The sequence below is a fragment of the Pseudoalteromonas sp. HL-AS1 genome (assembly GCF_031198785.1).
GTDB lineage: Bacteria > Pseudomonadota > Gammaproteobacteria > Enterobacterales > Alteromonadaceae > Pseudoalteromonas > Pseudoalteromonas distincta.
This window is the reverse complement of sequence record NZ_CP133569.1, coordinates 1,968,902-1,994,787: the sequence shown is the minus strand read 5'-3', so window position 1 is coordinate 1,994,787 and position 25,886 is coordinate 1,968,902. Positions and strand designations below refer to the sequence as shown.

At 39.8% G+C, this 25,886-nt stretch carries 21 protein-coding genes and 1 pseudogene; 15 read left to right on the top strand and 7 right to left on the bottom strand.

The window, feature by feature from the left end; translation table 11 throughout:
- Nucleotides 1–81: 81 nt before the first annotated feature.
- The 4 genes from RB214_RS09310 (at nucleotide 82) to RB214_RS09295 (ending at nucleotide 4,529) form a co-directional block, all read left to right on the top strand.
- Nucleotides 82–774: a DUF445 domain-containing protein gene (locus RB214_RS09310; protein WP_309166300.1), complete on the top strand. Its 693-nt coding sequence runs from the start codon at nucleotides 82–84 to the stop codon at nucleotides 772–774.
- A 226-nt stretch (nucleotides 775–1,000) separates the two neighbouring features.
- Nucleotides 1,001–1,786 (top strand): hypothetical protein, encoded by a 786-nt coding sequence (locus tag RB214_RS09305; protein ID WP_309166297.1) that lies wholly within the window; start codon nucleotides 1,001–1,003, stop codon nucleotides 1,784–1,786.
- A gap of 100 nt (nucleotides 1,787–1,886) precedes the next feature.
- A complete protein-coding gene (locus tag RB214_RS09300) occupies nucleotides 1,887–3,269 on the top strand; it encodes an amidohydrolase (RefSeq protein ID WP_165743793.1) in 1,383 nt (460 codons plus the stop codon).
- Nucleotides 3,270–3,281: 12 nt separating this feature from the next.
- Nucleotides 3,282–4,529, top strand: a complete 1,248-nt coding sequence (locus RB214_RS09295; RefSeq protein ID WP_309166293.1) for an amidohydrolase family protein — start codon at nucleotides 3,282–3,284, stop codon at nucleotides 4,527–4,529.
- Between the two features lie 289 nt (nucleotides 4,530–4,818).
- On the opposite strand, the gene RB214_RS09290 is transcribed toward RB214_RS09295, so the two are convergent.
- Both RB214_RS09290 and cspD read right to left on the bottom strand, forming a co-directional pair.
- Complete coding sequence (locus RB214_RS09290) at nucleotides 4,819–7,041, bottom strand: NADP-dependent isocitrate dehydrogenase (protein ID WP_182672153.1); 2,223 nt, start codon at nucleotides 7,039–7,041, stop codon at nucleotides 4,819–4,821.
- A 511-nt stretch (nucleotides 7,042–7,552) separates the two neighbouring features.
- Entirely contained in the window at nucleotides 7,553–7,771 is a 219-nt protein-coding gene (gene cspD / locus RB214_RS09285; protein ID WP_002962500.1) for a cold shock domain-containing protein CspD, read from the bottom strand.
- Nucleotides 7,772–7,979: 208 nt separating this feature from the next.
- On the opposite strand from cspD, the gene clpS reads away from it, so the two are divergent.
- Entirely contained in the window at nucleotides 7,980–8,288 is a 309-nt protein-coding gene (clpS, locus tag RB214_RS09280; protein ID WP_021032429.1) for an ATP-dependent Clp protease adapter ClpS, read from the top strand.
- A 93-nt stretch (nucleotides 8,289–8,381) separates the two neighbouring features.
- Entirely contained in the window at nucleotides 8,382–10,643 is a 2,262-nt protein-coding gene (clpA, locus tag RB214_RS09275) for an ATP-dependent Clp protease ATP-binding subunit ClpA (RefSeq protein WP_024595509.1), read from the top strand.
- A gap of 214 nt (nucleotides 10,644–10,857) precedes the next feature.
- On the opposite strand, the gene infA is transcribed toward clpA, so the two are convergent.
- The 4 genes from infA to trxB form a co-directional block, all read right to left on the bottom strand.
- On the bottom strand, nucleotides 10,858–11,076 hold the full coding sequence (gene infA, locus RB214_RS09270) for a translation initiation factor IF-1 (protein WP_002962494.1): 219 nt from the start codon (nucleotides 11,074–11,076) through the stop codon (nucleotides 10,858–10,860).
- Nucleotides 11,077–11,166: 90 nt separating this feature from the next.
- The gene (locus tag RB214_RS09265; protein ID WP_024606094.1) at nucleotides 11,167–11,871 is read right to left on the bottom strand and encodes an arginyltransferase; all 705 of its coding nucleotides are present in this window, start codon (nucleotides 11,869–11,871) and stop codon (nucleotides 11,167–11,169) included.
- A complete protein-coding gene (gene aat / locus RB214_RS09260; RefSeq protein WP_024595507.1) occupies nucleotides 11,864–12,580 on the bottom strand; it encodes a leucyl/phenylalanyl-tRNA--protein transferase in 717 nt (238 codons plus the stop codon). Before aat ends, RB214_RS09265 begins: the two co-directional genes overlap by 8 nt.
- Before the next feature lie 97 nt (nucleotides 12,581–12,677).
- Nucleotides 12,678–13,628: a thioredoxin-disulfide reductase gene (gene trxB, locus RB214_RS09255; RefSeq protein WP_024595506.1), complete on the bottom strand. Its 951-nt coding sequence runs from the start codon at nucleotides 13,626–13,628 to the stop codon at nucleotides 12,678–12,680.
- A 287-nt stretch (nucleotides 13,629–13,915) separates the two neighbouring features.
- Here trxB and pssA point away from each other — a divergent pair, with 287 nt between their 5' ends.
- The gene (gene pssA / locus RB214_RS09250; RefSeq protein ID WP_165743789.1) at nucleotides 13,916–15,241 is read left to right on the top strand and encodes a CDP-diacylglycerol--serine O-phosphatidyltransferase; all 1,326 of its coding nucleotides are present in this window, start codon (nucleotides 13,916–13,918) and stop codon (nucleotides 15,239–15,241) included.
- Between the two features lie 108 nt (nucleotides 15,242–15,349).
- Here the strand turns inward: pssA and ald are convergent, their stop codons facing one another.
- Nucleotides 15,350–16,471 (bottom strand): alanine dehydrogenase, encoded by a 1,122-nt coding sequence (ald, locus tag RB214_RS09245; protein WP_002962982.1) that lies wholly within the window; start codon nucleotides 16,469–16,471, stop codon nucleotides 15,350–15,352.
- Between the two features lie 142 nt (nucleotides 16,472–16,613).
- Between ald and lrp the strand changes: the two genes are divergently transcribed.
- The 8 genes and pseudogenes from lrp (at nucleotide 16,614) to RB214_RS09205 (ending at nucleotide 25,566) form a co-directional block, all read left to right on the top strand.
- Entirely contained in the window at nucleotides 16,614–17,093 is a 480-nt protein-coding gene (gene lrp / locus RB214_RS09240) for a leucine-responsive transcriptional regulator Lrp (RefSeq protein WP_007582985.1), read from the top strand.
- A gap of 151 nt (nucleotides 17,094–17,244) precedes the next feature.
- Nucleotides 17,245–19,743: a DNA translocase FtsK 4TM domain-containing protein gene (locus RB214_RS09235; protein WP_309166277.1), complete on the top strand. Its 2,499-nt coding sequence runs from the start codon at nucleotides 17,245–17,247 to the stop codon at nucleotides 19,741–19,743.
- The gene (lolA, locus tag RB214_RS09230) at nucleotides 19,740–20,366 is read left to right on the top strand and encodes an outer membrane lipoprotein chaperone LolA (RefSeq protein WP_309166275.1); all 627 of its coding nucleotides are present in this window, start codon (nucleotides 19,740–19,742) and stop codon (nucleotides 20,364–20,366) included. The genes RB214_RS09235 and lolA overlap by 4 nt, the downstream gene beginning before the upstream one ends.
- Entirely contained in the window at nucleotides 20,359–21,702 is a 1,344-nt protein-coding gene (locus RB214_RS09225) for a replication-associated recombination protein A (protein WP_309166272.1), read from the top strand. The genes lolA and RB214_RS09225 overlap by 8 nt, the downstream gene beginning before the upstream one ends.
- The gene (gene crcB, locus RB214_RS09220) at nucleotides 21,695–22,075 is read left to right on the top strand and encodes a fluoride efflux transporter CrcB (RefSeq protein WP_021032117.1); all 381 of its coding nucleotides are present in this window, start codon (nucleotides 21,695–21,697) and stop codon (nucleotides 22,073–22,075) included. Before RB214_RS09225 ends, crcB begins: the two co-directional genes overlap by 8 nt.
- Before the next feature lie 9 nt (nucleotides 22,076–22,084).
- Nucleotides 22,085–23,389, top strand: coding sequence for a serine--tRNA ligase (gene serS / locus RB214_RS09215; protein WP_182673391.1), 1,305 nt, complete (start codon nucleotides 22,085–22,087; stop codon nucleotides 23,387–23,389).
- A gap of 341 nt (nucleotides 23,390–23,730) precedes the next feature.
- A complete protein-coding gene (locus RB214_RS09210; protein WP_309166266.1) occupies nucleotides 23,731–24,477 on the top strand; it encodes a hypothetical protein in 747 nt (248 codons plus the stop codon).
- A gap of 60 nt (nucleotides 24,478–24,537) precedes the next feature.
- Nucleotides 24,538–25,566, top strand: a pseudogene (locus tag RB214_RS09205) (IS110 family transposase).
- The last annotated feature ends 320 nt before the right edge of the window (nucleotides 25,567–25,886 follow it).

Sequence of the window (25,886 nt, the reverse complement as noted above, 5' to 3'; positions counted from 1 at the left end):
AGGTATTAATTTAACAATCTAAACGTTGTAAAATTAACGACTATATTGCATAAAAATTACACTTACTGTAATGGAGTAAAAATGAACAAAAGTTTAATAACCAATTTGCTAGCGGGTTTATGTGTTGTTGTAGGTTTTATGTTTAACCAAGCAATTGTGTTATCAGTTGGTTTATTTGCACTTTCTGGCGCGGTAACTAATTTATTAGCTATTCATATGTTATTCGAAAAAGTCCCGTTTTTATATGGTTCAGGTGTTATAGCGCTTAAGTTTGAAAGCTTTAAAGTCGCTATACGAAACTTAATATTAACGGAGTTTTTTTCAGAGCAAAAAATTAATAATTTACTCAATAAAGCACAGCCCAATATCGACTTTGAGCCAATAATTAGCAATGTTGATTTAAACCCTGCATTCGACAATTTGTTAGAGGTAATAGAGCAGTCTCAGTTTGGTAGTATGCTAGGAATGTTTGGCGGTACAGCGGCAGTAGAGCCGATGCGTGAAAAGTTTATTGAAAAAATGCAGTTGTCGGTTAGTGAGATTTCTCAAACTGACGACTTTAAAGCATTAGTAAGCCAAACACTTTCACAAGGTAATAGCGCAGAAAGCCTACATAAAACGGTGCTTAAACTAGTTGATGAGCGCTTAGATGAGCTTACTCCTAAAATGGTTAAAGAGATTATTCAGACCATGATCCGCGAGCACCTAGGTTGGCTTGTAGTATGGGGCGGTGTGTTTGGTGGTTTATTTGGTTTAATAGCGGCCGTTATTTAAATCTAGCGACTAATAAAAAACATAATCATTCTATTGCATTAAATAGTGTACTTACTGCGTTAAAAATTATTTGTATAGAATAACTACACGTTGTTATTTGTGCCTGTTATTGCACTATTTTCTTAGCAAAATAATAGAGCACTAATTTAATGCAATTGGTATAACTTATTTTTTCAGGCTGTTATTATCGCCCCCATAATTTAGTCGTGTTTTTTTAGGAGCAACGGTGAGCAAAACGTTAGCCAGTTATTATCAGCAAGCATACGCGTGCGATCAGCAGCATTTTAATCAGTGTTTTTATTGTGGCTGTGAAGCGACAGAGCGCGATCATTGTCCGCCACTGCATATGCTACAAAGTATTGTTGATTTAGGTGAAGAGGCTGACTTTATCTCTATCCCTGCGTGTTATGAGTGCCATGCACTTTTACATAACGAAAGACTGATGACGATTGATGAGCGCTTTACCAAGCTTAAAAAAAAGCTCTCAAATAAATATGCTAAACCATTGCGCGTTTATAACATGTGGGAAGAAAGCGAACTTGGCGACATGAGCGACGAGTTTGCCCATAGTATTCAAGCGGGTATAAAATTAGGCAAAGAAGCCGCTGAGCGTTTAGCCTTTACGGGCTTTAGCTATGCCACAGAAGATGCCAAAGTAGCAGTGCGCGAAAAAACAAAAGAGTTTGATGTAGAAGGCATGATATTTACCGACTTTAAAGAGGCGCTAAATTACTGCATTAACGATTTAAATGTTCAAAAAAGCGACTTTTATAAAATTTTGGTTGAAGACTATCAAGGCGATTTTAATAAAGCATTGAGCCAGTATCGTCATCGTCATGACAAAGTTACTGCGGCTAAAGATGGTAATACACTTATTAAAGATTTTTCAAAGCTACATAAGCAAAACTCTGATTTTGTAACGCGTACGGTTAAGCACTTTATTAGTAAAGATCCCTCGCTTACCACCGAAGGTGCGCTTGAAAAGCTGTATAACAATTATATAAAGAAATAATTACAGAAATTCATCTTAATTAACTGCGTTTTCACCTGTTTTTTTGGCTTTATCCTTTAGGTTTCGCTAAAGTAGCAAAAAAACAGGAGATCCAAACAACATGCAAAAATTTGCACCTTCTTTATTAGCGGTTGGCTTAGCTGCTGCACTTGTAGGCTGCCAAGAAAACGGCCCACAAGACGATAAAATAACAATTAACAAAAATCCTTACCCAAGTACTTATCAGCCAATTTCTACATCAAGCACTCTTATTACAAATGCAACAGTACTGACAGGTACTGGTGAGCGTTTAGATGAGGCAGATGTATTACTTGTTGATGGTAAAGTACAACAAGTCGGTAAAGACTTAACAGCCACTGCTGATATTACAATTGATGCACAAGGGAAATGGGTAACACCGGGTATTATTGACGTACATTCACATTTAGGCGCATATCCAAGTCCGTCGGTCGAGTCGCATCAAGATGGTAACGAAATGACCAGCCCTAACACTGCAGAAGTGTGGGTTGAGCATTCTGTTTGGCCACAAGACCCAGGCTTTAATCGTGCACGCGAAGGCGGCATTACTTCTCTACAAATTTTACCAGGCTCAGCTAACTTATTTGGTGGACGCGGCGTTACGCTTAAAAACGTACCAGCACACACTATGCAAGGGATGAAATTTCCAGAGGCGCCGTATGGTTTAAAAATGGCGTGTGGTGAAAACCCTAAACGTGTTTATGGTCGTCAAGGTGTATTGCCTTCAACCCGTATGGGTAATATGGCTGGTTACCGTATGGCGTGGGCTGAAGCCGCTGAGTACAAACGTGCATGGGATAAGTACGATGCTGATTACGCGGCAGGTTTAAACCCAGAAGCACCAGTACGTGATATTAAACACGATACGCTTCGCGGTGTGCTTGAAGGCGAAGTACGTATTCATAATCATTGTTATAAAGCTGAAGAAATGGCAATGATGATTGACCTGTCAAAAGAATTTGGTTACCACGCGGGTACTTTTCACCACGGTGTAGAAGCATATAAAATTGCTGACTTACTTGCGCAAAATGGTTCGTGTGCTGCACTTTGGCCAGACTGGTGGGGCTTTAAAATGGAAGCCTACGACATGGTTCAAGAAAATGTGGCTATTGTTGATGCGGTTAAAAACTCGTGTGCAGTTGTTCACTCAGATTCAGATACTACTATTCAGCGTTTAAACCAAGAAGCGGGCAAGGTTATGTACCGAGCTAACGAAAATGGTTTTGATATTTCTGAGCAACACGCTATTAAATGGATCACGTCTAACGCTGCTAAATCGTTAGGTATTGATGACAAAACAGGTTCACTAGAAGCGGGTAAGCAGGGCGATGTTGTTATTTGGAATCAAAGCCCATTTAGTGTCTATGCTAAAGCTGAACAAGTGTTTGTTGATGGTGCAAAGGTTTACGATAGAAACGACAGCGCGTACCAAGCAACAAGTGATTTTATGTTAGGTCAACAATAAGGAGCACCCAGAATGAAAAATTTATCACGTTCGTTTTCGCTTTCTCTGGTTGCTGCAGGATTATTAGCATCTGGTGCTGTAAGCGCACAATCGCTAGCAATTATTAATGCAACATTGCATACGTCTTCTGATCAAGGTGTATTAGAAGCGGCAAGCATTGTAATGACAGATGGTAAAATCACAGCGATTAACCCAGCTGAAATTAAAGTAGATCAAATTATTGATGCAAAGGGGCAAATTGTAACCCCTGGCTTTATAGCAAGTATTAATCAACTTGGTTTGGTTGAAGTAAGTGCAGTTGCAGGCTCTCGCGATGCAGGTGAAGAAAAAGCTGGTATTGATTTTGATGTAAGCCTTGCTTACAACGCACATTCAAGCTTAATTCCTTACGCTCGTAAAGGCGGCGTAACACGCGATGTAATTACTCCTCATGGCGGCGATAGCATTTTTTCAGGCCTTGCGAGTGTTGTTGATTTAAGTGGTAGTTTTGACAGCGACATGCAAAAACAAGCGGCTTTAATTGTTTACTTAGGTGAGCGTAGTAAAGGCTCACGTGCTTTTACTTTGCAAACACTGATTAATAAGCTTGATGAGCACAAAACTAAAGCCGGTAAAAAAGCGAAAAAAGATGACGACAAGCCAAGTACTGAAGATAAAGTAATGGCTAAAGTACTCAGTGGTGAAATGCCATTAGTGGTTGGCGTTTCGCGTGCGGCTGATATTATTGAGCTAATTAAAGTAAAAGAGCAATTTGGCATTAATTTAGTACTTAACGGCGCACAAGACGCTGTTGTAGTAAAAGAGCGCGTTGCTAAAGCAAATATTCCAGTGATTATTAGTGCAATGGATAGCTTACCAGGAAGCTTTGATTCGCTTCATGCAAGTTTAGATAATGCAAGTGTGCTTGAAAAAGCAGGCGTTAAAGTATTATTAACGGTAGGTGGTGATGCAAGTCACAATATTTATCAGCTGCGTTTTGATGCTGGTAATGCTGTGTCGTACGGTATGAGCCAAGAAGGTGCGTTAAAAGCGGTTACATCAAACGTTGCTGATGTATTTGGCATTAATGCAGGTAGCCTTGAAGTTGGCAAAGCTGCTGATGTAGTAATATGGAGTAATGACCCGTTTGAGCTAAGCAGCCATGTGAGCAAAATGTTTATTAATGGCGTTGAGGTTTCTACACAATCTCGTCAAGATAAACTGCGTGACCGTTATACGACAGATTCAAAAGTGCCACGGGCTTATACCAACCCGCAATAATACTTAATCAATTTGAGGGATTAAATCTGACGGTAACTGCGTTAAAAATTTCTGATATAGAGCAACTAAATAACGAAATTTTTGCCTTGTTATCGACAAGATTTTCTTGCCTCAAAGTTGATCACTTAATTAAGCGAATTGGTATGATACTAAATAATTAATTAATTAAATAAATTTAATTATTCAAAGGCCGCTATTTTATAAATAGCGGCCTTTTTGTTTGTAAAATTTAGACATAAAAAAGCCGCTTACTTTTACAAGTAAGCGGCTTTTAAATTTAAACCGATATTTATACTAATTTAGCAAGAATATCGTTAAATGTAGTGCTTGGACGCATTGCTTTAAAGGCTGCATCATCGTTAGGCTGGAAGTAACCGCCTAAATCAACTGCAGGGCCTTGCGCATCGTTAAGTTCACTTACGATTTGCTCTTTATTAGACTCAAGGTCGCTAGCGATTTGAGTAAACTGTGCTTTAAGTTCACTGTCATCATTTTGCTTAGCAAGTTCTTGTGCCCAGAATAAAGATAGGAAGAAATGAGAACCACGGTTATCAATTTCTTTCACTTTACGTGAAGGCGATTTGTTTTCAGCAAGGAACGTACCTGTTGCTTTATCTAGGGTATCAGCAAGTACTTGTGCCTTGTTGTTACCAGCAGTTACGCTTAAGTGCTCAAGTGATGCAGCAAGTGCTAGAAATTCACCTAAAGAATCCCAACGTAAGTGGTTTTCTTTTTCGAACTGTTGAACGTGCTTAGGTGCAGAACCACCCGCGCCAGTTTCAAATAAGCCACCACCGTTCATAAGTGGAACAATTGAAAGCATTTTAGCACTCGTACCCAACTCTAAAATTGGGAATAAATCTGTTAGGTAATCACGTAGTACGTTACCTGTTACAGAAATAGTGTCTTTACCTTCTTTAATACGCGCTAGTGAGAACAATGTTGCTTCAAGCGGTGCTAAAATTTGAATATCTAGACCCGCTGTATCGTGATCTGGTAGGTATTTATTTACTTTTTTGATTAGCTGCGCATCATGTGCACGGTTTTCGTCTAACCAGAAAATAGCTGGAACGCCTGTTGCGCGTGCACGATTTACTGCAAGCTTAACCCAATCTTGAATTGGTGCGTCTTTAACCTGACACATACGCCAGATATCGCCTTGCTCAACACTGTGCTCAAGTAATGTATTACCATTTGCATCAACAACACGGATAGAACCATCTGCTTTAGCTTCAAATGTTTTGTCGTGTGAACCGTATTCTTCAGCTTTTTGAGCCATAAGGCCAACGTTTGGAACGCTACCCATTGTTGTTGGATCAAACGCGCCATTTTCTTTACAAAAATCGATAGTTGCTTGGTAAACACTTGAGTAACAACGATCAGGAATTACAAAGCTAGTGTCTTGTAATTTACCATCGTTATTCCACATTTGACCGCTTGAACGGATTGCTGCAGGCATAGATGCATCGATGATCACGTCACTTGGTACGTGTAAGTTTGTAATACCACGGTCAGAATCAACCATAGCAATAGCAGGGCGGTTAGCGTAAACAGCTTGAATATCTGCTTCAATTTCTTCGCGCTTAGCATCGTCTAATGTTTGAATTTTAGAATATACGTCGCCTAAACCATTATTTACATCAACACCTAGCTCTTCAAAAAGCTCACCGTGTTTAGCAAATACATCTTTGTAGAATACTTTAACAGCGTGACCGAAGATGATTGGATCAGATACTTTCATCATTGTCGCTTTCATGTGAAGCGAGAACAAAACACCTTTCTCTTTAGCAGCGTCAATTTCTGCAGCTAAGAAAGCTTGAAGCTTAGAAGCGCTAATGCTTGATGCATCAATAACTTCGCCAGCTAAAAGAGGTGTGCTTTGTTTAAGAACAGTAACGTCACCGTTAGTTGCAACATGTTCAATACGCACATCAGTTGCTGTATCAACAGTTACTGATTTTTCTGAACCGAAGAAATCGCCTTCGCTCATACTTGCAACGTAAGACTGAGAATCTTTGCTCCACGCACCCATTGAATGTGGGTTGTTACGTGCATATTCTTTTACAGAGCCTGGCGCGCGACGATCTGAGTTACCTTCACGTAGGACAGGGTTTACTGCACTGCCTTTAATTTTGTCGTAAGCCGCTTGAATTGCTTTTTCTTCATCATTTTTAGGTTCAACAGGGTATTCTGGAAGAGCGTAACCTTTTGCTTGAAGCTCTTTAATTACAGCGCGAAGCTGTGGTACAGATGCACTGATGTTTGGTAATTTGATGATGTTTGCTTCTGGTGTTTTAGCAAGCTCGCCAAGTTCAGCAAGTGCATCACCGATGCGTTGTTCTTCTGTTAAATAATCAGGGAAGCTAGCAATTACACGACCTGCTAATGAAATGTCGCGAGTTTCAACTTCAACACCGGCCGCATTTGTATATGCTTGGATGATCGGTAGCAACGAATAAGTTGCTAGTGCCGGAGCTTCGTCCGTTTTTGTATAGATAATTTTTGATGTCATCATCATTCCTAGATAGTCGACCGATAAGGTCTTATTCAACAATGCAAAGAAAATCATTACTTATGAGTGAGTACATATTATTAAACAAGTTAATGAACACTTACGCTCGTAATGAATAGTTTGTTAGGTGTTGGTACTCAGCGTTGCTCTTTTATAAAAGCAGAATAGTCACACCTGACGAACTGGAATCGTATTTATAGCTAAAAAATTAACAAAAATAAATCAGCCTTTAGCCTAGTACATATAAAAGAGGCGATAAGGTGTTATGCGCAATTTTTAGCACAAAGAGTGTAACAAGCTTAAATAAAAAGGGCTAGAGTTTGAGCATGCCCAATAAGCAGTTAAACAATCAACTCTTAGAACATTGGGGTATATAAAATAAATTCAAGGAAAAGGGTTGAATTTGAATGAAAAGAGGCAATAAATAAGGGAAGAAGAGATAAGTTAGTATGCTTAAGGAATTAAGCGAGGATCTTAAAAGGTCGCTCGCTTTAGTCGAACAAAACAATCGTCACTCAATAATGTCACCATCTGGGGCAATATTTTTAGCGTGTAGGCCTTTAGGCCCTTGTTCTAATTCGAATGTTACATCTTGACCAGCTTTAAGCGTTTTATAGCCGTCCATTACAATTGTTGAGTAATGAGCGAAGATATCATTCTCGCAGCCGTCTTCTACGATGAAACCAAAACCTTTGGCGTTGTTGAACCATTTAACTTTACCACAAGCCATACTTCTACATCCTTCAATAAGTTGACTAATTTAGTTATTCTAAACCGTATAATTTGCTAGACTGACTAAGGTTTAATCAATCTATGTTTGACTGTAGTTTATTTAGCCAACCAGTCAAGTGTTTTGAGTTATTTTTTAACATTTTATTTATTTTTTATTCAAGTTTGCTTGAGTTACAAAGACAAGACTATATTTAATTATGAGTGGTATGAAAGATTCAGGTGTTATCGACACTGTTCGCGACAGTGAAAAGCAAAAGCTACAGCCGCCGCGAAAATATAAAGTTGTTTTAAATAACGACGACTACACGCCGATGGACTTCGTAATTGAAGTTTTAACGACGTTTTTTAATATGGATAGCGATAGAGCAACCGATGTGATGCTTCAGGTTCATGAAAAAGGTAAGGGTATTTGCGGTGTTTACAGCGCCGATGTTGCCTACACCAAAGTTGAACAAGTTAACCGTTACTCACGGGATAACGAGCATCCACTGCTTTGTAGTTGTGAGCAGGAATAATACCAATTTAATACAATTGGTATAAATACCAATTAGGGTGATCAAACATCCGATTGTTGTGGTATAAATTATTATCTCAGTAAGGGGTTGCCAATGCTAAACAAAGACTTAGAACTCACTTTAAATGCCGCGTTTCGTGAAGCGCGCACTCGCCGTCATGAGTTTATGACCGTAGAGCACCTTTTACTTGCGCTATTAGATAATCCTTCTGCAGGAGAAGCTTTAAACGCGTGTGGTGTTAATCTTTCAGGCTTAAAAACCGAATTATTAGAATTTATTGACGAAACAACACCCGTCATCCCAGATTTAGAAGAAGAACGTGAAACTCAGCCAACGCTTGGTTTCCAGCGTGTATTACAACGTGCTGTGTTTCATGTGCAATCGTCAGGAAAAAACGAAGTGACGGGTGTCAATGTCCTGGTTGCTATTTTTTCTGAGCAAGAGAGCCAAGCTGTTTATTTACTTAAAAAGCATGATGTATCGCGCTTAGATATTGTTAACTTTATTTCGCACGGCATTTCAAAAGCTGATGATGAACTAGGCGACGACAGCGATGATATACATGAAGAAGTGCAAGAAGTTCAAAACGAAGAAGCAAGTAAGCTAGACAGCTTTACAACTAACTTAAACGCTCAGGCTCGTGAAGGTAATATTGACCCACTGATTGGGCGCGACAGCGAAGTAGAGCGTACGGTACAAGTATTGTGTCGTCGTAAAAAGAATAACCCATTACTTGTTGGTGAAGCGGGCGTTGGTAAAACAGCTATTGCTGAAGGTTTAGCGTACCGTATTGTGAACGAGCAAGTACCAGAAGTAATTGCAGATGCAGTTGTGTACTCACTAGATATGGGGGCATTGCTTGCAGGTACTAAATACCGTGGCGATTTTGAAAAGCGCTTTAAAAGCTTATTAAAAGAGCTTCAGGCACAACCCGGGTCTATTTTATTTATCGATGAAATACATACCATAATAGGTGCTGGCGCAGCGTCTGGTGGCGTTATGGATGCTTCAAACTTACTTAAACCACTTCTTTCAAGTGGTAAGTTACGTTGTATGGGTTCAACCACTTACAATGAGTATAAAAATATCTTTGAGAAAGACCGTGCATTAGTACGCCGTTTTCAAAAAATTGATGTACTTGAACCAAGTGTTGCCGATACCACTAAAATTTTAAATGGATTAAAAGAGCGTTACGAAGAGCACCATGGTATTCGCTACACTCAAAAAGCATTAAAAGCAGCTGCTGAACTTAGTGCTAAATACATTAATGAGCGCCACTTGCCAGATAAAGCAATTGATGTAATTGATGAAGCGGGCGCTAACCAACGTTTACAACCTAGTTCTAAACGTAAAAAAACCATTGGTGTGGCTGATATAGAGTTAATAATATCGAAGATGGCACGTATTCCACCACAAAATGTGTCTTCAACAGATAAAGAGACGCTTAAAAATCTAGACCGTAATCTTAAAATGCTGGTGTTTGGACAAGATCAATCTATTGATGCACTTACATCGGCTATTCGTTTATCTCGCTCAGGTTTATCAAGCGAAGAAAAACCAGTGGGTTCGTTCTTGTTTGCAGGCCCAACAGGTGTTGGTAAAACAGAAGTAACTAAGCAACTTGCTAAATGTATGGGTGTTGAGTTTATTCGTTTTGATATGTCTGAGTATGTAGAGCGCCACGCAATCAGCCGACTAATTGGTGCTCCACCAGGATATGTTGGTTTTGAGCAAGGCGGTTTATTAACCGAGGCGGTTATTAAAAACCCACATGCGGTTGTACTTTTAGATGAGATTGAAAAAGCGCATCCAGATATTTACAATATTTTACTACAAGTTATGGATCACGGTACGTTAACCGATAATAACGGTCGTAAAGCTGATTTCAGAAATGTAGTGGTTGTAATGACTACCAATGCGGGCGTACAAGAAACTACGCGTAAGTCGATTGGTTTTACAGAGCAAGATCATACGCACGATGCAATGGGCGAAATTAATAAAGTTTTCTCGCCAGAATTTAGAAACCGTTTAGATAACATTATTTGGTTTAATCACCTAGAACGTGAAGTTATTTTACTGGTGGTTGATAAATTTATTGTGGAACTGCAAGCTCAGCTTGATAAAAAATCGGTTAATCTTGAGCTTACGCCTAAAGCGCGTGAATGGCTCGCAGATAAAGGTTATGACAAGGCTATGGGCGCACGACCAATGGCACGTGTTATTCAAGAAGAGCTTAAAAAGCAATTAGCTAATGAAATACTGTTTGGTGAACTTGTTGATGGCGGTACAGTTAAAGTATCGGTTAAAGACAAGAAGATCCGCTTTGATTACGAGAGCAATTTAACGCCAGCGTAAAACGTTAATTACACAACTAAGTTAAATAAAAATGGCCCGCTAAATAATAGCGGGCCATTTTTTTGCCATTTTTATAGGCAACAAAAAACCCAGTAAAAACTGGGTTTTTTGTTTATTAAATGTAATTGCTAGTCAATGTCTATCAATTACATTTAATAAACGCTTAAAGCTAGTAAAACACTAGCCAAAAACTAAATCTCGTTTACGCACTTACTTAGCGAGCACGGAATACGATACGACCCTTTGATAAATCGTAAGGAGTCATTTCTACCGTTACTTTATCGCCGGTTAAAATACGGATATAGTTTTTGCGCATTTTGCCTGAAATGTGAGCCACAACTACGTGACCATTTTCTAGCTCAACTCGGAACATTGTATTTGGTAAAGTATCAAGGACTGTCCCTTGCATTTCGATTACGTCTTCTTTCGCCATGTTTAGCGTAACACCTCTTTAATAGTTAAACGCTGCAGATTTTGCCCAAAATACACCAATAAGTAAAGGCGCAGGGGCTATATTTGCAAATTAAATAGCCACCCACTCATCATTGAGCTGTTTTTGAGCTGGTAAAAACTGAGTTTTGTACTTCATTTTATCGCATTCATCAATTTGATAGCCTAAGTACACGTATTGCTTATTTTGCTCTTTTGCAAATTTAAGCTGCTCTAATATCATCACAGAGCCTAAACTATAGTGTTCAAAGTCGGGGTCAAAAAAAGTATAAATTGCAGAAATAGAGCTGTTCATACAATCAGTTACGGCAACTGCGGCTAAAGTATCTTGGTGCCATAGTTCAATAAATGTGATTTTGAGCCAACTGCAAAGTAAAAAGCTTTGAAATTGTTCTTTTTCAGGAGGATACATACTTCCATCCTGATGGCGCATCGTTATGTATTTACTATAGAGCGGATAATACTCAGGGCGTTCTTGCGTCGAGTATTTCACTTCAAACTGGTTTTTTGCTTTGTTTAGTTTACGTTTTTGCGATTTTGAAGGGATAAAGTCTTGTGCTAATACACGTACAGAATTACATGCACTGCATATTGGGCAGTGTGGACGATATATTTGGTTACCACTGCGACGAAACCCTAAGCCTAATAATGACTCAAATTTGTCTGTACTGTAGCAACTAGGATCTAGAATAACTAAAAGTTGCTCTTGTCTGTTGGGTAAATAACTACAGTCAAATTCTTGGGTTAAACCAACACGTGCAGGAAGTTGCTCATTCATAGATTGCGTCAAGTTCTTGTGGCTCCCACATAATAGGATTAATAATATAGTTATGTGCAGCTTTTAGTTTAGTCAAAAATGTTGAGCGGGGGATTACTTGTGCACCTAAGGTCATTAAATAAGGGTTTTCTAACTGGCAATCAATAAAATGCGCATTATGACGTTTAAGCCAATTTACCAGTGCCCACATAGCAAGCTTTGAGCAATTGGTTTGATGATGAAACATTGATTCACCACAAAAAACACCATTTTGCATAATACCGTATAAGCCACCTGCAAGCTCTCCGTTGCTCCACACTTCTAAGCTATGGGCAATGCCAGCATTATGTGCATTAACGTAAGCGTTGAGCATGTCAGAGGTGATCCAAGTGCCATCGGTATCAAGGCGTTGATCGCGACAAGCTTCTATTACCTCCTCAAAGGCATTATTAATGGTTACTTTTACAGGGTGCTTTTTTAAATGTTTACGCAGGCTCTTACTTATATGAAAATCATCCAGTTCAAAAATCCCGCGTTCGCTCGGTGACCACCACATAATAGGCTCATCTTCGCTAAACCAAGGGAATATTCCGCTTTTGTAGGCATTACTTAGGCGAGGTAAACTTAAATCTCCGCCAATTGCTAACAAGCCATCAGGGGATTCTAATGCGTATTCCGGATTGGGGAATGCTATATCGGTTTCACTTAATTGGTATAGCTGATTTCTCATACAGTACTTATTTTATAATTGATCGTAAAAGTGTAACTATATTTTAGACATAAAAAAAGGGCTGAATAATCAGCCCTATTATAATTTATTTAATTGCTTATAAATTATCTAAGAAACGTTCTGCATCAAGGGCAGCCATACAGCCTGTACCCGCTGATGTGATTGCTTGACGGTAAATGTGGTCAGACACATCACCTGCAGCAAAAACGCCCTCTACACTTGTTTGAGTTGCGTTACCATTCAATCCAGACTCTACAACTAAGTAGCCGTCTTTCATTTCTAGTTGACCAACAAACATATCTGTATTTGGCTTATGACCAATAGCAATAAATACACCGGCTAAATCTAGCTCTTCTGTTGCATCAGACTGTGCATCTTTAATACGAATGCCAGTTACGCCCATTTGGTCGCCTAATACTTCGTCAAGCGTACGGTTGTAATGTAAAACAACGTTACCGTTAGCTGCTTTTTCAGCTAGGCGATCTGCAAGTATTTTTTCACTACGGAAACTATCACGGCGGTGAATAACATGTACTTCGTCAGCAATGTTAGATAAGTATAGCGCTTCTTCAACCGCTGTATTACCACCACCAACAACCGCTACTTTCTGACCTTTATAGAAAAAGCCATCACATGTAGCACAGGCTGAAACGCCACGGCCTTGGAAATTAGTTTCAGACTCTAAGCCTAAGTATTTAGCAGAAGCACCTGTTGCAATGATTAACGCATCACATGTGTAAGTACCTTGGTCGCCAGTTAGTGTGAAAGGGCGCTTAGATACATCTACTTTATTGATGTGATCGAATATGATTTCAGTTTCAAAGCGCTCAGCGTGCTCTTTCATACGATCCATTAATGCAGGGCCCGTTAAGCCGTGTGCATCACCAGGCCAGTTTTCAACTTCAGTCGTGGTTGTTAATTGACCACCTTGTTGAATGCCTGTAATTAAAACAGGGTTTAAATTTGCACGTGCGGCATATACTGCGGCAGTATAACCAGCTGGGCCAGAGCCTAAAATTAGTAGCTTACAATGTTTTGCTTCAGTCATTATTTTTTCCTAAACGTTTAATACGGTCTTTAATGCGCTCGATTCTAAGAAAATCAAGGCGGATGTAAACAAAATCCGCGATTATTTTTTTTCGCAAATCGAAAAGCTGTGCAGTATTGTGTACTAGAGCTCAGTACTTTTACAGTTAAAACACCTAAGTAGCTCAATAAATAGACTAACAGGCAACAAAACAGCGTTAATTCATGACCCCTTTGATTTTTTTTGTTATGTTTTACCTAATTTTATTTGTCACTGATAGATTATGTGACCTAAGCAAATAGGCAACTATGTTATTTTGGCAGGAAAAACCCGCATTCGGGTTGACTTCAAAAGACGTTAACGTCTTAACCAATGCGCAAGATTACCGAACGCAATTGCTACGTTTGATCGCTAATGCAAAAAAACGAATTTATATCACAGCGCTTTATTTACAGGATGACGAAGCAGGCCGCGAGATTTTAGAAGCCCTGCATCGAGTATCATTAGAGAACCCTGCGCTTGATGTAAAAGTGCTGGTGGATTTTCATCGTGCGCAACGTGGTTTAATTGGTGCAGAGAAGTCTGATGGTAACGCAAGTTTATACTGTGACGATTTAGAAAAGTTTAAATCGAACGTACAAGTTTATGGCGTACCTGTAAAAGCTAAAGAATTATTCGGCGTATTACATTTAAAGGGTTTTGTCATTGACGATACCTTACTTTACAGCGGCGCAAGCTTAAACAACGTGTATTTGCAGTATAACGAGCGTTACAGACTCGATCGTTACTTTTTAATAACGCAGAGCGAACTGTGTGACTCAGTGGTTGATTTTATTGAGACAAAGCTGATTAGCTCCGTTGCTGTGCCACGCATAGACACACGACCGCTTAAGCGTTTACACGACTTCAAGCTTGATCAAAAGCAATTAATGCGTGATTTAAAAGTTGCAAGTTACAACGCAGCAGAGCAACTGAATACGCAAGCATTAGGTATTCGTTTGTTTTTAGGACTTGGTCGTCGTAATAACGAATTAAATCGTTTAATAAAAGCGTTATTTGATACCACAGAGCAAGAGCTTGTGTTGTATACGCCATACTTTAATTTTCCGGCGCCACTTATGCGATCACTGCGCCGATTATTAAAGCAAGGCAAGCAAGTGACTATTGTGGTAGGGGATAAAACAGCAAATGACTTTTATTTACCGCCAAGCGAGCCGTTTAGTAAAATAGGGGCATTACCTTATTTATACGAAACTATTTTGCATAAGTTTGTAAAAACGCAAAAACGCCACATCGATAACGGTAATTTAAATGTGTATCTGTGGAAAGATGAAAGTAATTCGTTTCATTTAAAAGGTATTTGTTCAGATAGAACAAAACATTTACTGAGTGGGCATAACTTAAATCCGCGTGCATGGGGTCTTGATATCGAAAACGGTATTTTAATAGAAGATCCAGAGCAAACAATTATGGATGCTATTGATAACGAAAAGCAGGAAATTTTACATCACTGCCGCCGTTTAAAAGGCCCAGATGATTTAGAAACAATGGATGATTACCCGCAGCCAGTTAAAAAACTACTTGGCCAAGCTAAGCGCGTAAAAGTAGATTTTATAATTAAGCGTTTCATATAAATTTACTTTAAATCAGACATAAAAAAAGCAGCTAATTAGCTGCTTTTTTTATGTGTTGTAGTTAAGTTACTATATTATTTAATACCAACCTAACTACGAAACGCTAAATTATGCGTTTTCTACCGCTGTGCGTGGGTCAACATATTCCATGTTGAACGCTTCAGCTACTTCTTTGTAAGTTACTTGGCCTTTAATTACGTTTAAGCCTTTTAAGAAGTGAGCGTCATCTAGTAGCGCCTTTTTATAACCTTTGTTTGCAAGGTTAATGATGAAAGGCAATGTTGCATTGTTAAGTGCAAACGTAGATGTGCGTGGAACAGCACCTGGCATGTTAGCAACACAGTAGTGAACAACTTCATCAACGATGAAAGTTGGATCAGCATGCGTCGTTGCTTTAGAAGTAGCAATACAGCCACCTTGGTCGATTGCAACGTCAACAATTGCAGAACCAGGTTTCATTGCTTTAATGTGCTCAGCAGTTACTAGTTTAGGTGCAGCTGCACCAGGGATTAGTACACCACCGATTACTAAATCAGCTTCTAGTACGTGTTTTTCTAGTGCATCAGCAGTTGAGTAAATAGCTTTAACTTTATTACCAAATTGCGCGTCTAGTGCACGTAATACGTCGATGTTACGATCAAGAACGACAACTTCAGCACCAAGGCCAACAGCCATTTGAGCTGCGCTACGACCAACCATGCCGCCGCCAATTACAACAACTTTAGCAGCTTCAACGCCTGGTACGCCACCTAGTAGCATGCCACGACCGTGGTTAGATTTTTCTAGCGCTTGTGCACCAGCTTGAATAGACATACGACCAGCAACTTCGCTCATAGGAGCAAGAAGCGGTAAACCACCGCGTGAGTCAGTTACAGTTTCGTATGCAATACAAATAGCTTTGCTTTTTACAAGGTCTTCAGTTTGTGGAAGATCAGGTGCAAGGTGTAAGTAAGTGAAAAGAATTTGGTCTTCACGTAGCATTGCACGTTCAACAGCTTGCGGCTCTTTTACTTTTACAATCATGTCTGCTTTAGCAAAAACATCAGCAGCAGTTGCTAAAATTTCAGCACCCGCTTGTGTGTAATCTTCGTTAGTAAAACCAATGCCCATGCCTGCATCAGTTTCTACAATCACTTGGTGACCGTGGTTTACTAATTCACGAACACTTGCAGGAACCATACCTACACGGTATTCATGGTTTTTAATTTCTTTAGGAACACCAATAATCATATCATTTGCCTTATTAAGAACGGATTAACATTTTCCACTATTATATTCATCATAAGCCCGTGTGTCTCACCTTTTTTAAACTCAAATCTAGTGTTATCATCTAGATAATAAAAATAAACAGCATAAAAAACTTGTTGGTACTATGCATCAATTATTAGATAGAATTGACCGTAAAATTTTAATGGAATTACAACACGATGGACGCTTGTCGAATGTAGAACTGGCCAGACGAGTTGGCCTAAGCGCCACGCCCTGCTTGGAGCGAGTAAAAAAGCTAGAACGAGAAGGTTACATACTTGGCTATAAAGCGGTGGTCGATCCCGCTAAACTTGGGCAAGGTTTATCTGTGTATGTAGAAGTAACGATTACTAAAACATCTCCCGACGTATTTGATGAGTTTAGTGCTGCGGTTAAAAAGCACGAAGAAATTATCGAATGTCATTTAGTATCGGGTAATTTTGATTTTTTACTTAAAACGCGCGTAAATGATATGTCAGAATACCGTGGCGTATTAGGCGACATACTATTGAAACTGCCAAATGTAAGTGAAAGCCGAACTTATGTAGTAATGGAAGAAGTAAAAGGTGAAGAAGGCGTAATTATTCGCCCTTATATTACTTAAGGTTATTTATATAAGCTCAAATTATAAAAACTTGTTCATAATCAGGCCATCAAGGTTAAGATAAAGTGCAACAAATTGCATTTCCTGCTAAGGTATTTCACTGCTAAGTAAGTGTGAATAAAAATAGAATAATAAAGAGGAATAGGGAACTATGCGCCTAAATGGTGTGCAAAGACTATTAGAAACAGGGCTGATTATCAGTACCTTTACGGCAATATTTATTTTATGTGCCTTGATCAGCTTTGATCCAGCAGATGCTGCATGGTCGCAAACTAGTTTTAGCGAAGTAAGCAACATCACAGGAGCAGCCGGTGCATGGATAGCCGACATTTTATTACTCACCTTTGGTTGGTTGGCTTACTTAGTGCCTGCGGCCATTCAGCTATTTGGCTACTTGCTATTTAAACAACCTCACCGCATTTTACAGCTTGATTACACTACCTTAGCGCTGCGTGTTATTGGTTTTGCTTTATTTATTACCTCAGCTACCGCCATTAGTAGTATTAATTTCGACGATATTTATAACTTTTCATCGGGTGGAGTAGTGGGCGATGTTATTGCATCAGCCATGATGCCTGCGTTTAACTTTACCGGTACATCTATATTATTGCTGTGTTTCTTTTTTGCAGGGCTTACCTTATTGACGGGAGTATCGTGGGTTGATTTTGTAGATTACCTTGGCGATTTAATGGTTAGGCTTTATCGCTATGTTGTATCGTATGCAAAAGGCTGGATGCACCGAGAACACACTGCAGGTAAAGTAAATAATAACGATGAAGCAGACGCCCATTTTGAAGACGATATAAAAGAGCAAATAGAGCTGCCTACATCAGCTAAAAAAGCAGATAAACAAAAAGCAATAGATAAGCCTCAAACACCATTTAGTGAACCACAAATTAGTGATGACTTTATGCCGTTTGATGAACTTGACGATATACTCGATCAAGAAATTGGCTTTAGCGCAATAGATGACGAACCAATGGACACGGCTGCTGCATTAAATGCGCTTGATCAAAGCCCAGTTGTGGAGCCTGAAAAACCAGTTACAACGGTGGTATCGCCAGCAAGACCAATGCCTAAACCAAAAGCGCAATATCAACCACCACTAACGGCAAAAGAAAAGTTTGAGCAATTATTAACGCAAGAGCCACCACCTGGGCCATTACCATCGCTCGATTTACTCGACAGACCGGATAAAGCTAAAAACCCAATTTCGCAAGAAGAGCTTGATAGCGTATCGCGCCTAGTAGAAACAAAACTTCTCGACTTTAATGTACAAGCAACCGTAGTAGCGGTATACCCAGGGCCAGTTGTAACGCGCTTTGAGCTAGATTTGGCACCCGGTATAAAGGTGTCTAAAATTACCGGTTTAGCAAAAGATTTAGCCCGTTCGCTTTCGGCAATTAGTGTACGTGTGGTTGAGGTTATTCCGGGTAAAACCTATGTAGGCATTGAGCTGCCTAACAAGTATCGCGAAATAGTGCGTTTATCAGAAGTAATAAACGCCCCTAAATTTGAGCAAAACCCATCACCACTCACCATGGTATTAGGTAAAGATATTGCCGGGGAGCCGGTATGTGCCGACCTTGGTAAAATGCCACATTTATTGGTAGCCGGTACTACAGGCTCGGGTAAATCAGTGGGCGTTAATGTCATGATAGTAAGCTTACTGTACAAATCGGGGCCTGATGATGTACGTATGATCATGATTGACCCTAAAATGCTTGAACTTTCGGTATACGAAGGTATTCCGCATTTATTGTGTGAAGTAGTTACCGATATGAAAGAAGCTGCCAACGCACTGCGTTGGTGTGTAGGCGAAATGGAACGTCGTTATAAATTAATGTCAGCATTGGGTGTGCGTAACTTAAAAGGTTACAACCAAAAAGTGCTTGAAGCCAATGAAGCGGGTTACCCAATTCTTGATCCATTATTTAAAGACACCGATGGCATGAAAGAAGGCCCCGACGAGCTAGGTAAATTACCAAGTATTGTTGTAGTAATAGACGAATTTGCCGACATGATGATGATTGTAGGTAAAAAAGTAGAAGAACTTATTGCACGTATTGCTCAAAAAGCACGTGCGGCAGGGATTCACTTAGTGCTTGCTACGCAGCGCCCGTCAGTTGATGTAATTACCGGCTTAATTAAAGCTAATATTCCAACACGTATGGCGTTTCAGGTATCGAGTAAAATAGATTCGCGCACTATACTTGACCAACAAGGTGCAGAAAACTTACTAGGTATGGGCGACATGCTTTATTTACCGCCAGGTACTAGCGTACCAGAGCGTGTGCATGGCGCGTTTGTAGACGACCATGAAGTACACGCCGTAGTAAACGATTGGAAAGCACGTGCTAAACCAAATTACATTGACGAAATACTCAATGGCGATGCCACTGAAGATATTTTACTACCAGGTGAAGCTAGCGAAAACGCAGATGAAGAATCTGATCCGTTATACGACGAAGCTGTGTCGTTTGTAATTGAAACCGGCAAAGTATCGGTATCGTCAGTGCAACGTAAATTACGTGTTGGCTATAACCGCGCAGCACGTTTAGTAGAACAAATGGAAACATCGGGTATCGTGAGTTCACCAGGTCATAACGGTGCTCGCGATGTATTAGTACCTAATGGAGCAAATTCATGAAAAAAGTTAACGCCTTATTATTAGTGTTAGGCAGCGTACTTGCCGCACCAAGCTTTGCTGACGACAGCCAAGCATTACAAGACAGACTTGCCACTTTAAAAAGCTTTAAAGCGCAGTTTGCACAACAAGTAACAGACAAAGAAGGCCAAGCAGTTATGCAAGGCGAGGGCACAATAGCGCTTCAACAGCCTATGATGATTCGCTGGCAGCAAACTAATCCAGACGATACGTTATTTGTATCAAACGGCGATAAAACCTATTACTTCGACAGCTTCGCTGAGCAAGTAACAATTATGAAAACCAGCAGCCTAATCGACTCGACACCGTTTGTGCTACTTACATCAAAAGACCCAGCACAGTGGGAAAAATACAGCGTACTTGCAACAAGTACAGGTTTTAGCGTAACGCCAAATAAAGGCGTAGAGAGCCAAGTAGAGCAACTTGATATTACCTTTGCAGATAACCAGCAAGGCCTAGCTAAATTAATAGTGACAGACAACTCAGGGCAGCTATCGTCATTTACGTTTAACAATGCCCAAGTTAATACGCCGCTTGATAAAAGCACTTTTGAATTTACGCCTCCTGAGGGTGTTGAAATAGACGATCAGAGTAACGGTGAGTAATTTAGGTTTTAACTTTGGGCCCGATGTACGGCCGCTTGCTGCGCGTATGCGCCCTACAACACTTGATGAATACATTGGTCAGCAGCACTTATTAAGCGCTGATAAACCACTGCATCAAGCCATTGTCGCGGGGCGATGCCATAGTTTAATTTTATGGGGTCCGCCTGGTGTGGGTAAAACAACACTTGCGCAAATAATTGCCAACCATGCTGATGCCTCACTTATTCAAATGTCGGCGGTAACCGCAGGCGTAAAAGATATACGCGACAGCGTAACGCAAGCGCGGGACAACCTAGAAAGCCGTGGCCAACGCACCCTTATGTTTGTTGACGAAGTTCATCGCTTTAATAAATCCCAACAAGATGCCTTTTTACCGCACATAGAAGACGGCACCTTTATATTTGTAGGTGCAACCACCGAAAACCCATCGTTTGCCCTTAACAACGCTATATTGTCGCGTGCACGCGTGTATGTTTTAAAATCGCTTGCCGATACCGACTTATACACCGTAATAGAGCGCGCACTTAAACAAGACGAGCAGCTAAGTCAAAAACACATCACTATTGCCGATAACGCTAAAAAGGCACTATGCCAAGCAAGTGGCGGCGATGCGCGTAAAGTACTTAATTTACTTGAACAAGCAGTTGATTTAACAACCGAGCAAAACGGTCAATACAACGTAGACGAGCACGTACTTAGCCAAGTGTTACCAACGCATTTAGCCAAATACGATAAAGGCGGCGATGAATTTTACGATTTAATATCAGCCTTTCACAAATCAGTACGTGGTAGCTCACCCGATGGTGCGCTGTATTGGTATTGCCGAATTTTAGCCGGTGGCGGCGACCCTTTGTATGTGGCAAGGCGTTTACTTGCCATAGCTACAGAAGACATTGGTAACGCCGATCCGCGTGCGATGGAAGTGGCTTTAAACGCGTGGGATATATTTCAACGTGTTGGCCCAAGTGAGGGCGAACGTGCAATAGCACAAGCCACACTGTATTTAGCCAGCGCACCTAAAAGTAATGCGGTGTATATGGCGTTTAATCAAGCCAAAGCAGATGCCAAAAACGAGCCAAGTTACCCAGTACCAGAGCATTTACGCAATGCGCCAACCAACTTAATGAAAGACTTAGGGTATGGCGCTGAGTATCGTTATGCGCATAACGAAGAAGGCGCATTTGCCGCAGGTGAAAAATATTTACCACCAGAAATGGACGGCAAAGAATATTACTTACCGAGCGAGCGCGGACTTGAGCAAAAAATAAAACAAAAACTCGATTACCTAAAAGAGCGCGATGCGCAAAGCCCACTTAGACGATACGAAAATGATTAAACTTTATATGATGATCGCCCTTGGCGGAGCCTCAGGTGCGTGTTTACGGTTTTTTATTAGCGAAAGCATGCTAAAACTCCTCGGTAGGGGATTCCCTTTTGGCACGTTGACGGTTAATATTCTGGGTTCATTGTTAATGGGCATTTTGTACGGTTTGATAGATAAAGAAATTATCACCGCAAGCCCCGCCAAAACCCTTATCGGTATTGGCTTTTTAGGTGCATTAACCACCTTTTCAACATTCTCAATGGACTCGTTGTTGTTATTACAACAAGGTCACTTTATTAAGATGGCCCTCAATATCATCTTAAATGTGATGGTGTGTATTTTTATGGCTTGGCTGGGCCTTCAGCTAGTAATGCAAAAAGGTTAAAAAACTAACATGTTAGATTCTAAATTTTTACGTCAAGACATCGAACAAACTGCAGCACGTTTAGCGGCGCGCGGTTACGAACTCGATGTAGCGACGGTAACGGCACTTGAAGAAAAACGCAAAACATTACAAGTAAAAACGCAAGAACTTCAAAGTCAACGTAATGCAAGCGCAAAAGCAATTGGTCAAGCCAAAGCTAAAGGCGAAGACGCACAGCCATTACTTGATGCAGTGGCTAACTTAGGCAGTGAGCTAGACGCCGCTAAAACAGAGCAAGATGAAGTATTAGCCGCGATTAACGACATTGCGTTAGCAATTCCAAACTTGCCAGACGAGTCAGTACCTGAAGGTAAAGACGAAGACGACAACGTTGAAATTTTAACGTGGGGCACACCTAAAAAATTCGATTTTGAGGTTAAAGACCACGTAGATGTAGGCCAAGACCTAAACGGTTTAGACTTTGAAATGGGTGTTAAAATTAGTGGTGCACGCTTTACCGTAATGCGCGGCCAAGTTGCGCGTATGCACCGTGCACTAACGCAATTTATGCTAGATACACACGCTGATAAAAACGGCTACACAGAAATGTATGTACCGTACCTAGTAAATAGCGCAAGCCTTTATGGCACCAGCCAACTACCTAAATTTGCGGGCGATTTATTCCACACATTAGGCCTTGTAAATGACGACGGCGAACAACAAGCCGGCTTTAGCTTAATTCCTACAGCTGAAGTACCACTTACAAACAGCGCCCGTGACGAAATTTACGACGAAAGCGATTTACCAATTCGCTTAGTTGCCCACACTCCGTGTTTCAGAAGTGAAGCAGGCAGTTATGGTCGCGATACACGTGGCTTAATTCGTCAACACCAGTTTGATAAAGTTGAACTTGTACAGCTTGTAAAACCAGAAGACTCAATGGCAACGCTTGAAGAGTTAACAGGTCACGCAGAGCAAATACTACAGGCATTAGAACTTCCGTACCGTAAAGTAATTTTATGTATGGGCGACATGGGCTTTGGTTCAGCTAAAACATACGATTTAGAAGTATGGTTACCTGCGCAAGACACGTACCGCGAAATTTCATCATGTTCAAACATGGCTGACTTTCAGGCGCGTCGTATGCAAGCACGTTTTCGCCGTGAAGGTGTTAAAAAGCCAGAGTTACTACATACACTAAATGGTTCAGGCTTAGCCGTTGGCCGTACACTAGTAGCTATACTAGAAAACTACCAACAAGCCGATGGTTCAGTTGTAGTACCAGAAGTTTTACGCCCATACATGGGTGGACTTGAAGTGATTGGTAAACAATAAAAATCAAGTTTAAGTTAAGCGAGCTTTAAGCTTGTAAGTCTTAATACGAAAGCCGCTATTTGTAATGAATAGCGGCTTTTTTTAGTTTAAAGGTAACAGCTAAAAGGCGAAGGAAAAAGTCTATGTTTTGTTATTTATTAGTGTATTACTTTTTTGTCTAATATTACTGCTCTCCACCATTTTGGTGTTTTTCTGCATCAAGGAAACTTAAATATCGGCTAACTAGTTGTTTACAAGTGCTTATTAGCTGGTTAAATTAGAGCCTTTGTAATATTTGGACATTTGTCGGTTTATAAAGCGAAAAATGTCGGATACAAAGTTGTTATACAAATGGAGAAGGCATGGAGTTATCTCAACTCAAAAGTAATTATGAAGGAGTTCTGTCTTCAATAACCTCATCAGAATTTATTTTGGGAAAAGATTTGTATTCAGGAGTTTTTTTGGCTCAACCTTTCGATGAATATTGGCTTTCAGATAAAAGGGTTATGATTGTTGGCCGAGAAACAGCTGGCTGGAATACAAAAAATAAACTAAACACTATATCTAGAATTGTCGAAGCAAATGCTTCAAATAGCTTGTCTTCAGTGATAAGTGAATCTTTTGAACGCTACTCTTGGCATTTACTTGATAAGAAAGGCGGAATTATAAGGAAAAAGTCTTCTAGTTGGTTTCAGCGTTTTTACGCAGATGTCGCAAAGCGCCTTGATTTAGACCCTCGTGCTCTTATATATCAAAATTTATTTGCATGGGACTTTAACGGAAAATCACCTGTAAATAGAGGAATGTCAGAATTTAATACTATTCAGAACTTATCTATTCGACTTATCAGTGAAAGTATTAAGTACAGTAAACCTGATATTATAATTTTTGCTGCTGGCTGTAACAAAAATAATGATCAAACAATTAAAAATATGTGTAACGATTACTTTAATGGTTACAACTCATTAGAAGTCATAAGTGGTAAATATTGGCGATTTGAGTTTAACGGGATTGAGTGCATAAGAATTGCTCACCCAAGAGCTCAAAGCTATGAACATCCTTTATATAGAGAAAAAGCCATGCAAGCTGTGGTTGAAAAATTTGTATAACAAGATAATTGGACTCCCAACTTCTACACTTAAGTAGAAATTATTTTTCGGAGTTCAATTATGAATAAGTTAAGAATTGGTGTCGATTTAGCTCATAAATTAATACAAGTTTGTAGTTCTACAAATAATAAAGTGCACTCAAATAATGAGATGACACTGCAACAATTTAGTGAGTACTTGGTATCGCTTAGTCCTTCAACGATTATTTTTGAGGCCTGTGCGAGTGCTAATTATTGGCATCAATTTGCAACTTCACTTGGTCATAATTCCTTACTAATATCTGCGCGATTAGTTATGTCTGTTCGTCAAAGTCAAAAAACAGATAAAAATGATGCTTTAGTTGTTTTACAAGCATCGCTGTTACCAGATGTTCACTTTATTACTGCAAAATCAATTAATGAACAGCAAGCTTAATCAATGCTCAAATTGAGAGAGCACAGTGTTAAACAAAAAGTAGCGCTTAAAAATCAACTCACAGGTTTACTTCATGAATTTAATATAAGCAGTGGTCGCTCAATAAGTCAGTTTGTAGGTACAATCCAAGATACATTGGAAGATGCCGAAAATGGTTTTTGTGATGCATTTAGAAAAATGCTTAAAGTATCATTGGATTTATATTTAACGTTAACTGAAGCAATCGCGACCTATGATTTAGCATTGGCTAAATGGGTTGATGAAACACCAAGCTGTAAAAAACTAATGCGCCTAGAAGGGGGTGGGATTTTAAATGCCATTCATCTTTTTATTAATTTGTCGTCGGGTGAATTAGCCAGGTTTAAAGCGGGCAAAGATGCCGCTGCTTGTATAGGTTTGACACCGACTCAGCACAGCTCTGGTGGTAAAGTAAGTTTAGGTAGAATAAGTCGGCGTCGAAATACAACATTACGTAGTTTACTGATTACAGGTGCAATGGCTGTCATCCAACAAGTTGTTAAGCGAGAGCCAAAAACAAGTAAAGAGCGCTGGCTTAAAGCGTTAATAGAACGACGAGGAAAAAAGTGTGCAGCAGTCGCATTAGCCAATAAAACGGTTAGAACCGCTTTTTCTTTAATCAATAATAAAACAGAATATAAAGCTGTTTTATTATAAAAAAATCAAACATCAGCTTTAGCTAAATTAACAACATGTTAGACGACACAGTATAGTCACAAGAGCGGAAAGCTCGTTAACAAGAAGAGTGCTCTAACACGCGAAATTATCTTGGAGTCGGGGTAGCGCCTCATTTAGAACTCGTACATAAGAAAGCGAATTTATTTAGTTAAAATAGTTGTTGATAAATGGGAGTCCACATAAGTGACTATGGTGTCAATTCCTAATTTCAAACCATTTTAGGATCCCACATGACACTATCTCGCACCATTGAATTTATGATCACTACCAGCTTTCGTTGGACTTCCTAGCTTTCACTA